Below are 11,586 nucleotides of genomic sequence, written 5' to 3' on the forward strand. Positions count from 1 at the left end.
CCCATTCGCATGGACGATATTTCCGTTCGATACCATACAGGTACGACGAATCGCGAGAGAATCGCCATGATGCGTTAACCATCGCCGGGTAGGGCCGCAGTCGGACTTTAAGAAAGTATACGATGCCCCGACGCATACGTGCCCTGCTGACCGCGCTGAGCGACAAGGTTACCGCGCATGCCGATCAGGCGGAGGCGATCGCCGGGCGGACCAACCTGCTGGCGCTGAACGCGACGATCGAGGCCGCGCGTGCGGGCGAGGCGGGACGCGGGTTCACGGTCGTCGCGCAGGAAGTGAAGCATCTGGCGGCAAGCGCGCGGAGTTCGGCCCGCGCGTTTCGCGACGAAGTCCTGCATTACCTGCAACATGGCGCGGTGATCGCGAGCGAACTGGCCAAGGACATGGAATGCGGGCGGCTCGCCGACCTTGCCCAGTCGATCGCGGATACGCTGGCGCGCACGCTGTACGACCGCTCGATCGACGTGCGGATGCTGGCCACCGACCATTCGATCAGCGAAGCGCTGCTGCTCGGCCGGTCTTCACCGCAGATCGAGGCGCGCGCGTTGAAGCGATTGCAGTCGCTGCTGAACTGCTCGCCCTATTTCCTGAACGCGTTCGTCGTCGACGCGGAGGGGCATGTCGCGGTCTGCGCGCACGCCAACGCTGCGGTCCGCACGGTGAATTTCAAGAATTACGACCAGTTTCGCAGCGCCATGTCCGCGCCGCTCACCACCGAATGGATGACCGACGCGGTGTGGAGGAACCCGTGGTCGAGCGACCGCAACGTGCTGATCTACGTCGCGCCGATCCGGATCGAAGAGGTGACGATCGGCGCCTGCTATCTCGAATTTGATTTCGAGGGTCAGGCGGCGGCGGTGATGAATGTCATCAATCGCACCGCTGCCAACGCCGTCGCCACCATCATAGACCGCGCCGACCGCGTCGTCGCCACGACCGGACGCTACGCCTACCACAGCACCTATCCGCATCCGATCGCCGCCGGCGGGACAATGGTCCAGTCGTCCGACGGTCTCAACATCGCCCAGGCAGCCGTCGTATCCAGCTACGGTATCAGCGGGATCGATCTGAGATGCGTCATCGAGGAACATGTCGCGACGGATGACGAAATCAGCCGGGCATTGATGGGATAAACCGCATGCGACGCCAAACCGTATTGCAGCGTCTCCCTATCGAAATCTTCGTTCGACCTTGGCCTCGGATCACCAATGAAAGCGCGATCGGGGGCATTTCGAGCGAAACCGGCGCCTAATGGATTTTGCGTAGGCGCTGGACGCCCAGCACGACGCCGGTGAGACTGAACAGGAAGCCGAGCATCAACGGGATCAGCACGACGATCTGACGCAGCAACGGGCGCGTGGCGAGGCCGGGCACGTTGAAAGTGTGGAGTGCGTAATAGATCCAGGCGTAGCGGGCGCGGCTGTCGTCCATCACCGTCAGCAATCGACCGTCGACGCCGTCCGCATAGACATCGGGAAGCGCATTGCCCCTTAGCGTCACGCGCACGGCGGTCGCGGGCCAGCCTTCCGCCAAGGCATAGGTCGCAGTTGGATCGATCGGGGCGACGCTGAAACCCGACGCGTCGGGAAATGCTGTCAGCACCGCCTTGCCGATCCTGTCTTGAAGCATCGCGAGCGCTATCCGCGTATAGTCGCCATCATAGGTCACTGCCGTTCCGTCGGGTTGCCACGCGACCGAGAGGCTCCGGCCGCCGACGACCGTGAAGTCGAGTTGCCTGGTGTCCGCCGGAATGGCCATCGGCAGGTCGTTCGGCAGCGCAGTCGTTAACGGGGCTCCAGCATAGCGCGCTGCCTGCTCGCCCGTGGGCTGGCCGCGCGAGAACAGGCGGCCGTGGTCCATCGACAGCCAGCCGCTCAGCGTCCAGCTCAGCACGAAAACGCTCGCGAACAGGCCGAGCAGATGGTGCCACCGCATCCAGCGCTGGCGGTACGGGGTCAGCGACGGCGTGCGCAGACGGCGCGCCGCGAGCATGCGGATGATGCCGAGGATCGTGCCGGCGATCGCCACCAGCAGCGCGACGAACGACAGGATCCACACCGTCCGGTCCCACGCGGTGAAGCTCGACCGCAGCGGCGTGAAATACGCCCAGTGCAGCACCGCACCGACCCAGTTCCAGCCGCGATCCGCGGCAGTGGTGCGCTGGACCAGTTCGCCGGTCTTCGCCGAGCGATAAAGGCTCGTCCCGCGTCCGTCGGCGAGGTCGGTCCGGTAAAACGGGCGGAGCGGATCGAAGTGGTTGTGGACGACCCACTGGTCGTAGGTGATCGCGACCGGGGTCGTCGGGCCGGGCGATGAACGTCGGTCCGCAGCCATGTCGTGGGCGGTGAGATCGCCCAGCCTCTCCCCCGATCGCGCATCGATCGCGATCGTCCCGTCCGGCGTGGTGGCGATATACGCGGGCGCCCCGCCCCGCTGGACGAGGCGCAACGCGGTCGGCTGGCCTGCGGCGATCGCTGCACCACGCGGCGAGATCGCCACCGCGCCCAAGTCGATCGGCGCCTCCAGTCGCACCTGGTCGGCGTGCGACAGCGACGGGAACGGCTTGAACAGCAACACCGCCCCGCTCGCGAACCAGAGCGCGAAGATCAGGCAGGTCGCGACGCCGAGCCAGCGGTGGAACCAGACGAGCGTCTTGATCCCCTGACGCCGCCACGCGTTCGCCCTAGAAGCGGGCAAGGACGCTGACCTCGAACCGGCGCGGTTCGCCCAGCATGACCTGCGCGGGGTAATAAATGTCTGCCCACTGCACGAAGGTCTTGTTCCAGACATTGTTGATCCGCCCGGTCAGCGACCAGCGCGGCGTCAGCGCATAGGTCGCGTAGACGATCCCCATCGCATAGGGTTTGAGCACGAGGTCGTTGGCGGTATTGCCGTAGCGCTTGCCGATATATTTGACGCCGCCGCCCGCTTCCAGCGGCAGTGCGCCGATATGCTGCACGGTCGTCCAGATATTGCCGACCCAGGCCGGGACGTTGGGCGGCGTGTTGCCCGACGCGGCGATCCCGTAGTTCGGATCGACGAAATTGGCGTATTTCGCGTCGACATAGGTCCCGCTGGCGATCACCGCCCACGCTGGAGTCACGCGCAGTTCGCCCGACGCTTCGATCCCGCGCGACCGCTGGCTGCCGATATTGCTGACGGTATCGACCGCGACCTGCGTCAGGATGTTGTCGCGCTTGATGTCGTAGGCCGCGAGCGTCAGCGTTCCGCGGCCGTGCAGCAGATCGGCTTTCAGCCCGCCCTCGACCTGACGGGAACTGCTCAGGCCGAAATTCTGGTTGGCGTTGACGAGGAAGATGTTCGCGCCGACCGGGTCCTTGCCGGTGCTGTACGACGCGTAGGCGGTGACGCTCGGCGAGACGTCGTACACCAGCCCTGCGCGCCAGTTGAACAGCCGGTAGGTGCGGTCGAAACTCGACCCGGCGTTGAAGCTGCCGTCGACGTTGAAATTCTCGCGCGTCAGATACAGCCGTTCGGCGCGCAGGCCGGTGACCAGCTTGAGCGAGGGCGTGAGCGCGAGCGCATCCTCGCCGAACAGCGCGATCTGGTCCCAGCGGGTCGGCGACACGCGTTTGTCGATCGCGCCGAACAGACCCGGGCTCGGGTGCAGCGGATCGACGCTGTCGCCATCGGGAAAACCACGGCTGCGGATGAAGTCGAGATGGCTGTAGTCGATGCCGGCGACCAGCGTGTTGTCGAGGCCGAACAGTTTGTCCTTGTGCGTCAGGCTGAACTGATCGCCGAACAGATCCTGGTTGTGGAACACGAAGAAGCGATCGCGGTCGATCAACTTGGTGGCCGCGTTGAACACATAGTTCTCGGCGTTGATCCATTGCCGCTCGGCATGAAAATAATAGGCGGTGTTCGACAGCGTGAGGCGCTCGGAGGGTGACCAGTTGACGACGAGCCGCGGCCAGACCTGCCAGCTCTTGGCGCGGTTGTCCGCCACGTTGTAATTGGTGAAGCGCGTCCGACGATCGATGACATAGCCGTTGCCGGTCGACAGGATCCCGCCAATCGGATCGGCGGCGAACGAGGCCGGAACCAGCGGCGTGCCGAAATAGGTGGACAGAGTGTCCTTGAGATAATCGACGCTGAACGCGATCGACAGCGTGTCGCGCGGCTTGAACAGCACCGCGCCGGTGGCGTTGAACGAGGTGGAACCGGCGCGATCGACGAAGCCGTCGGTACGATGATAACTCACGTCGGCGCGGGCGGCGAGCGTGTCGCCGAGGCGGTGGTTGCCGCCCAGCCCGATGCTGGCCGTGTCGAACGACGCATAGGAGGCAAGCGCCTGGAGGCTGTCGGCGGTGAAGTCCGGGCTCTTGTTGACGATGTTGACGGCGCCGCCGATCGCGCCTTGCCCGTAGAGCACCGACGCCGGCCCCTTGAGCACGTCGATGCTGGCGATGTTGAAAGTGTTGCCGGGGCGATTGATCATGTTCGCCGGCCCGAGATACAGCCCGTTGTGCAGCACCGTGATCTGCTCGCCGGTGAAGCCGCGCATCGAGAACAGCGAGGGATCGCCCGGCGAGCCGCCCGAGGTGACGCCCGGCAGGCTGACCGTCGCCTCCTCGACGGTGCGGAACCCCCGCGTCAGGATCTCGTCGGCACCGATCTGGTCGATCGTGGCTGGCGTCTCGCGGATCGCCAGGCCGAGACGGCTCGCGGTCGGCGTCGCGACGTCGAGCTGGCGCAGCCGCCAGCCGGTCACGGTAATCTCCTCGCCGGCCGCCGGTACGGACAGCGACGCGGTCGGCGTATTGTCCTCGGCAATCGCCGCCGTCGAGGCGCCGCACAAGGCGGTCGCCGCGGCGGCACCGCGTACCCATGACTCTATGATCGTCGTGCGCACCGATATCCCCCGTTTTTAATAGTATCGCCCCGCCCCTGCGGTCGTCGTGGTCGTCAGCCTCTGTCCGGGATCAGTCCACCCCCTGCCCCTAGGGTCATCGCGTCCTCTCCGACCAGACCGAAATGCTCGAGCCCCAGCGTCATGAGCGTCAGCGTGCCGCGCAGATCGGCTTCGTCGAGGTCGCGGGTTATGAACACGATCCGGCTGCGACGATCCTCGCTCGGCCACGCGTCGAGCCTGACCGGCGGGTGGAAGATGTGCTGGACGCCGTGGATGACCATCGGCCGATCGACGCCCTCGACGTTGACGATGCCCTTCACACGCAGGATGTCGGCGCCCTTGAACATCGTCAGGATGCCCAGCCAGCGCTCGAACGCCAAGGCTGGAATGGGGTCGTCGAAGGTCAGGCAGACCGAGTGGATCCGGTCGCCGTGGCGATCGACGTCGTGATGATGGTGCCCGTGATGATGATGCCCCTGATGGTGGTCGTGATGGTCGTGGACCGGGCTCGTATAGGCTTCGGCGTTCAGCCAGCGGCGGACGTCGTGGCTCTTGGTCGTCGGATCGTAGAGCCCGGCCTCGAACAGCAGGTCGGGATCGACCGCGCCATCGATCGCCACCGTGATCGGCGCGGCGGGGTTGAGCGCGTGCAGCCGCGCTTCCAGCGCAGCACGCGCGTCCGCACCGACCAGATCGGTCTTGGTCAGCAGCAGCCGGTCGGCGACCGCCGCCTGTTTGACCGATTCCTCCTGCGCATCGAGTGTCGCCATCCCGGTCGCGGCGTCGACGGTGGTGATGACCCCGTCCAGCCGGTACAGCGTTTGCAGGCGCTCGTCGGTCATCAGCGTGTGCAGAATCGGCGCTGGGTCGGCGAGACCGGTCGTCTCGATCACCACCCGGTCGAACCAGCACTTGCCGTCGCGCGCGAACCGCCACGGCGCCTCGCGCAGCGTCCGCAACAGGTCGCCGCGGATGGTGCAGCACAGGCAGCCGCCCATCATCTCGACGACCATGTCGTCCTGGCTGCGGACGATCAGGTCATGGTCGAGCCCGATCGAGCCGAATTCGTTGATGATGACGAGCGCGCGCGCCATCCGCGGATCGCGCACCAGCCGATTGAGCACGGTCGTCTTGCCGCTGCCGAGAAAGCCGGTGAGGACGGAGACCGGGATCAGCGCACCGGGTCCGGTGACCAGGCCGGTCATGCCGCGCCTTCCAGAGCGGGACGACTGGCCTTGCGGGCGATCCAGGCACCGCGGGCGAGCAGCACCGCGACGATGGTGGCCGCGCCGACGCCGATCGCGGTGAAGGTCTGATCGTCGAGGTCGAGCGCGAAGCCTGCGGCCTCCGACGCCGCGAACAGGGCCATGCCGTAGGACAGGCCGACGATCAGCCAGCCGACCGCGCGCCGATACCGGATGACCGATCCGCCTGCACCGCGCCCCGCCCGCCGGCTCGATCGCAGCAACCGGCTGACGATCTGGCTGTCCAGCGTATCGGCGAGCACCATGCCGATCGTGAAGGCCAGCGCGATACCGGCGGCGGCGGCGGGCCCGCCCCGCGTCGTTGCTGCCGCGCCCCAGGCGGCCGCCTGGGTCGCGGTGTCGAACACCAGCCCGAACACGACGCCGATCGCGACGACCGCCGCCGGGTGCGTGCTCGACCGCAGCGACCGCGGCACCAGCCCCGCGCGCCACCCGACCGGCGCGTACGCGCGGTGTCGCAGCAGCGCGACGAGATTGAGCGTGCCGACGAGGATCAGCAACGCGATCACCATCGTATCGACCAGCGTCGCGGTCCAGCGCGGCACGACGATCCAGTGCGCGAACAGCGACACCCCGATCGCCACGACCGCCACCGCGAGACTGTGGCCCAGCGCGAACAGCGTACCGGTCCAGGGCGACAATCGAGGCCGCTCCTCGACCATGCGGAAGACGATATTGTCGATCACCGCGACGTGATCGGGATCAAGCCCGTGGCGCAGGCCGAGCACGAACATCAGGCCCAGCGTGGGCAGTGCGAACGAGGGATCTGTCATGCGATATCTTCCGAATTAGGGTCGGGCGCCAGTTCCGAGGCGACGATGCCGCGCGCGGCCAGCTTGGCGAGGCGGCGGGGCAGCTCGGCCTGGATCCCCAGCAGGGCCGGTCGCGCCGCCTTGCGCCAGCCGCGGCATTCGACCTGCGTGCGCCCGCAGGCGACGCACCAGCCGGTCCGCCCATCGAAGCGGCAGATATCGACGCACGGGCTCTTCATGCGCGCGCGGCCATGTCGAGGATGCCGATCCGGCCGTCCTCGTCGCCCCAGCCGAGCCGGGTGCCAGCGTCGTTCCAGCTCAGCGCGGTAATGGCGGCGCCTTCTTCATCGACCAGCAGCGGACGATCGTCGCCGGTCTGCGTGAGGACGACGACGCCATCGTCATATCCGACCGCAAGCAGGTCGCTACGGGGATGGAAGGCGACGCGCGTGACGATCGCGCCCCGCCGCTCGGCCAGCAGCAACGGCGGCTTGTCCATCGGGCCGCTCTTGCCATCGAACGACCATAGGACGGCGCACGCATCGCCGCTGGTCGCCAGCCATTTGCCGCGGCGATCCCACGAGAAGCTGCGCGTCTTGGCGACGTAGCCCGACATCCGCATGTCGCGCAGATCGGGAAGCCGCCAACCGTGCAGTCCGGTCTCCTGCAACGCGGTGACGACATAGCGGCCGTCCGCGCTCATCGTGCAGGCGAGGTGCGAGCCGATCCAATCGAGCGCGACGCGGCCGCTGCTGGCATTCGCGGCATAGAACAGGCTGACGCCGCCATAATGCGCGACGGCGAGCCGCTTGCCTTTACCTTCGAGTGCGAGGCCGCCGATCGTCGAACCGATAGCGTAGCGGTGCGAGGGTTCGGTGGCGCCGGGCGTCCAGACGACCGCTTCGCGACCGACGCCGGCGACGATCAGGCCCGACGCGGGACTCGCCACCAGATGCTCGACCCAGCGTCGGTCGAAGCAACCCAACTCCAGAAAATCGCCATCCCCCGTCACGCGGCATACCCGGCCATCGTCGCCGCCGGTGACGATCGAGCGGCCATCGGGATGACGGCACGCCGCCAGGATCGCGCCGCCGTGCACCGGATGCGCGGCGACCTCGCCCGCGTCGGTCATGTGCCGCACGCTGCCGTCGCCGAGCGTCAGCAACGCGTCGTCCCCGAGCCACAGGATCGCGGTCGGCTCCGCGCCAACCTCGACACGGCGGCCATGGCTTTGCACCAGCGTTTCACGCATCGCGTCGATCATCGGTTGGCAGGAACCGCGGAGGCCTCGAACCCGGCGCGCAAGGCGACCGGATCGAGATTGCGGCCGATGAACACCATCCGGCTGGTGCGGACCTCGTCCGGCTTCCAGTCGCGCTGATGATTGCCGTCGAGCAGCATGTGGACGCCCTGCACGACATAGCGCTGGTCCTCGTCGGGGAACGACAGCACGCCCTTCAGCCGCAGGATGTCCTGCCCCTGGACCGCGGTCAGGTTGCGCAACCACGGCATGAACAGCTCGGGCCGGATCGCCGTCGCCGAACTCAGCGATACCGAGGTGATCGAATCGTCATGCTCGTGATCGTCCTCGGACAGGAAATCGGGTTCGATCTCGAGGATGCGGTCGAGGTCGAAGGCGCCGCGCTCCAGCACCTCCTCGAGCGGTACGACGCAGTTCTGGGTCTCGTGCAACCGCGCCTGGCCGTTGATCGTGCGGACGCGCTGGCGCACCACCTCCAGCTCCTGCGCGGTCACCAGATCGGTCTTGTTGAGCAGGATCACGTCGGCAAACGCGATCTGCTCCTCGGCCTCATGGCTGTCCTCCAGCCGGGCGAGGACATGGCGCGCATCGACCACGGTCACGATCGCATCGAGGCTCGCCCGGGCGCGCACGTCGTCGTCCATGAAGAAGGTCTGCGCGACGGGCGCGGGATCGGCGAGGCCGGTGGTCTCGATGATGATCGCGTCGAAGCCGTCCTTGCGCTTCATCAGCCCCTCGATGATGCGGATCAGGTCGCCGCGAACGGTGCAGCAGATGCACCCGTTGTTCATCTCGAACACCTCTTCGTCGGCATCGACGATCAGGTCGTTGTCGATGCCGATCTCGCCGAATTCGTTGACGATGACCGCATATTTGCGGCCATGATTCTCGCTGAGGATGCGGTTCAGGAGCGTCGTCTTGCCCGCCCCCAGATAGCCGGTGAGAACGGTAACGGGGATGGTCTGTGATGACACTGAGAGAGTCCTATGCGATGATATAGCATCTCCTATATGGCCTATTTTCGAACGCGGCAACGGTGGTGAAGGTGTTCCCCCTGCGGTAGCGCAACAACTGGAGCAGCCCGGTTCACCGTAATGCGATGAATTTTCGCGGTCACGATATGAGCGGGTGCAGGATGAGTGGCCTCATAAAGCAGCGACGAGCTGTCTCACCGCGGACGACCAAGTCAGACTATCGCGAGTTCCTTGGTGACCGAAAGGCCGAAGCTGCCGGAGCCCCCGGTGAGCCGGCAGGCGATGGCAAGGACCAAGCCGCACAATGACATCCGCTGTCCTCGACGCATAGGCGGTTATGGCTCAGTTCGGGATGAACCTAGTGCAGACAACCGCGGCTCGCACAGATCGAATGCGATTGCCGGCTGACGACAGGGGTCGAAGTGGCCAGTCTGAGCGGCCGAGCCATACGCCTATGCATTATCTGTTCATGCAGGCTTCGGACGTCATTATCAGGTTTCCGGTTTCTATATTACCGGCTCTTTTGACCGGGTTTTAGTGTACCAATTGAAATGCCGTTTCGGAATATACCCGACGAGGCGCGGCAGTGCCGCCTCCCGTGTCACCATCAGTGCGTGGCGAATTGTCCAGAGGCATATTGAGTTCCAGTAACGCATAGAGCTCCAACAGGTATCGGTCGATAGTATCAGCGACCGACAGGAACCTCACCATCATCGCTGATACCGCATCAACGTGTCGGCAAAAGCACGCTCCAAATATCTCGCCAGCGTGCAGCGCCGCGCGTGATCTCGACTTTGTATCGGAGGCTACAATCCCTGGTTCCCTTCGTGCTGGTTTCAACGCGAATGACGCCAAATTATGGTTTGCAGTCCAATGCGCGCGTAATCGCTGCCGCAGGTTCCGTGTGCGTCCGAGGTGGTGAACCGAACCGCTACTGTCGATCAGCGAATAAGTCCCGGGCGCTCCCGAATGCCTGCGGCGTCAAGAGACGCATTTAGTTACGTCGGACGGAATGAGGCATAGGAACCCCAATGATCCTAAAATCAATGCAAAACAATGGCTTGCGCGTGGGGGGGGGGGGGGGGGGGGGGGGGTCCGCCGAGTGCATAAACCCATCCCACTAATTTATAGTAGTAATTTTCAGGCCTATAATCACAGATACCCCTACGATACCCCCTATGCACCGCGTCATGGCCGTACTCCGGCGGGAGAGCGATCAGTAAGCCAAGCCTCAACTTCGGCAGCAACCCACCCAACGCAATTGGCGCTCAGCCGCTTCGCGGCGGGAAACTCGAGTGATTACATTTTGCGGTAGATGGTAGCGCGACTCAGCCCCGTGCGCTGTTTGACGGCGGGCAGCCGAAGGATGACCGTCGCGGACCGCGAAGCGTCCAAGCCGGCGAATGATGTTGAAGGCTGCAGATCTGTATAAAAACTGCTAGAAGCACTGTTAGCCATTGGGTTTCCTCTCGGGTTTTCCGTGGTGAGGGCTGACAGGCGTGTTTCGACCACCCTGTCAGCCCGGTTCATTGATCAGTTAAGCTAAACCAAGCCCGGTTCACGATCTCTTTGATATCGAGGCATATATAGCTAGCCCGCCCTTCAACATCCTCCCCAGACGGATCGTCCTCCAATATGAACTCGATCGATCCGTTCGCGCTTGCACTTACAAACCACTTTGGCACATCGTGCAGAAAAATGTCTCGACTCATAAGATCTGCGTAAGCAGTCAGAAGCCGGGCAGCATCAATGCTAAACCATTTCATCATTTTTACGTGGCGTGGACCTGGAGTGCCTTCTTTCTCTCCATGATCATCATCACGCGCTAGTGCTGAACCAATGCTCATTATGCCCGGAACATCCTCACCCCTTGCGGCGAGCTCTTTTCCTATGAGCAGATTCTTACAGCACATAAAGTCAAGCGGTGTAAAATCGGGGTGGAGGCGACCTAAATTCACCGCGTCCCACAGTCGCGATGAAAGATTACGCAGTCCCATCGTATTCATGCCATAACGACTTAGTTCAGCAAGAATTGCAGCGATGTGGACAGCCTCGTACCCGAAGCGACGATGGTTGCCGCGTCCTTGCTTCTGAAGCACCATAACCACGCTATTGGAGGACACATCCAACAAAGAAAGGTTTTTTCTTTTTATCTCGCTGCCATTTCGCCTCGATCGACAAAGATTCCACGCAAGCAGGGCGTCCGCCGCCTTGCCCTGAACCATGGCAAAGGCACACCCGTTTTGCGGAGGCATAGGCAGTGCCGTCGCGAATGGCCAAGACTGGGCGCAAGCGGAACGGCCGAGTAGGGGAGGAAAGCGGACTGGCTGCTTTAGGGGCGGGGGCGAGCGTAAGCTGCCATTGCGCTATGCTGCTGCCTCTACCCAGCGCCTGAACACCCCGACGGCGGCGGACAAGTCCAGCGGTCCGCAAGAAACGT

9 protein-coding genes and 1 pseudogene are annotated in these 11,586 nt (G+C 64.3%); 1 reads left to right on the forward strand and 9 read right to left on the reverse strand.

Features of this window, described 5'->3' with window-relative positions; translation table 11 throughout:
- Nucleotides 1–122: 122 nt before the first annotated feature.
- On the forward strand, nucleotides 123–1,151 hold the full coding sequence (locus tag ASF09_RS21100) for a cache domain-containing protein (RefSeq protein ID WP_060527320.1): 1,029 nt from the start codon (nucleotides 123–125) through the stop codon (nucleotides 1,149–1,151).
- A gap of 115 nt (nucleotides 1,152–1,266) precedes the next feature.
- Here the strand turns inward: ASF09_RS21100 and ASF09_RS17340 are convergent, their stop codons facing one another.
- From ASF09_RS17340 to ASF09_RS20460, 9 genes and pseudogenes are all read right to left on the reverse strand, one after another.
- Nucleotides 1,267–2,715, reverse strand: coding sequence for a PepSY domain-containing protein (locus tag ASF09_RS17340; RefSeq protein WP_235529874.1), 1,449 nt, complete (start codon nucleotides 2,713–2,715; stop codon nucleotides 1,267–1,269).
- Nucleotides 2,702–4,894 carry a TonB-dependent receptor gene (locus tag ASF09_RS17345; protein ID WP_235529875.1) on the reverse strand — a complete coding sequence of 731 codons (2,193 nt, stop codon included), beginning with the start codon at nucleotides 4,892–4,894 and terminating at the stop codon, nucleotides 2,702–2,704. The genes ASF09_RS17340 and ASF09_RS17345 overlap by 14 nt, the downstream gene beginning before the upstream one ends.
- 53 nt (nucleotides 4,895–4,947) lie before the next feature.
- Nucleotides 4,948–6,099 (reverse strand): CobW family GTP-binding protein, encoded by a 1,152-nt coding sequence (locus tag ASF09_RS17350; protein ID WP_060527321.1) that lies wholly within the window; start codon nucleotides 6,097–6,099, stop codon nucleotides 4,948–4,950.
- The gene (locus tag ASF09_RS17355) at nucleotides 6,096–6,932 is read right to left on the reverse strand and encodes a HoxN/HupN/NixA family nickel/cobalt transporter (RefSeq protein ID WP_060527322.1); all 837 of its coding nucleotides are present in this window, start codon (nucleotides 6,930–6,932) and stop codon (nucleotides 6,096–6,098) included. The genes ASF09_RS17350 and ASF09_RS17355 overlap by 4 nt, the downstream gene beginning before the upstream one ends.
- Nucleotides 6,929–7,150, reverse strand: coding sequence for a DUF1289 domain-containing protein (locus ASF09_RS17360; RefSeq protein ID WP_060527323.1), 222 nt, complete (start codon nucleotides 7,148–7,150; stop codon nucleotides 6,929–6,931). Before ASF09_RS17360 ends, ASF09_RS17355 begins: the two co-directional genes overlap by 4 nt.
- On the reverse strand, nucleotides 7,147–8,163 hold the full coding sequence (locus ASF09_RS17365; RefSeq protein WP_235529876.1) for a WD40 repeat domain-containing protein: 1,017 nt from the start codon (nucleotides 8,161–8,163) through the stop codon (nucleotides 7,147–7,149). Before ASF09_RS17365 ends, ASF09_RS17360 begins: the two co-directional genes overlap by 4 nt.
- Before the next feature lie 8 nt (nucleotides 8,164–8,171).
- Nucleotides 8,172–9,146: a CobW family GTP-binding protein gene (locus ASF09_RS17370; RefSeq protein WP_200912585.1), complete on the reverse strand. Its 975-nt coding sequence runs from the start codon at nucleotides 9,144–9,146 to the stop codon at nucleotides 8,172–8,174.
- A gap of 1,188 nt (nucleotides 9,147–10,334) precedes the next feature.
- Nucleotides 10,335–10,676: pseudogene (locus ASF09_RS20455) on the reverse strand (helix-turn-helix transcriptional regulator).
- Nucleotides 10,673–11,401 (reverse strand): hypothetical protein, encoded by a 729-nt coding sequence (locus ASF09_RS20460; protein WP_156359410.1) that lies wholly within the window; start codon nucleotides 11,399–11,401, stop codon nucleotides 10,673–10,675. The pseudogene ASF09_RS20455 and the gene ASF09_RS20460 overlap by 4 nt, the downstream one beginning before the upstream one ends.
- Nucleotides 11,402–11,586 lie beyond the last annotated feature (185 nt).

Origin of the sequence: Sphingomonas sp. Leaf242, from assembly GCF_001422045.1 — a bacterium.
Lineage (GTDB): Bacteria > Pseudomonadota > Alphaproteobacteria > Sphingomonadales > Sphingomonadaceae > Sphingomonas.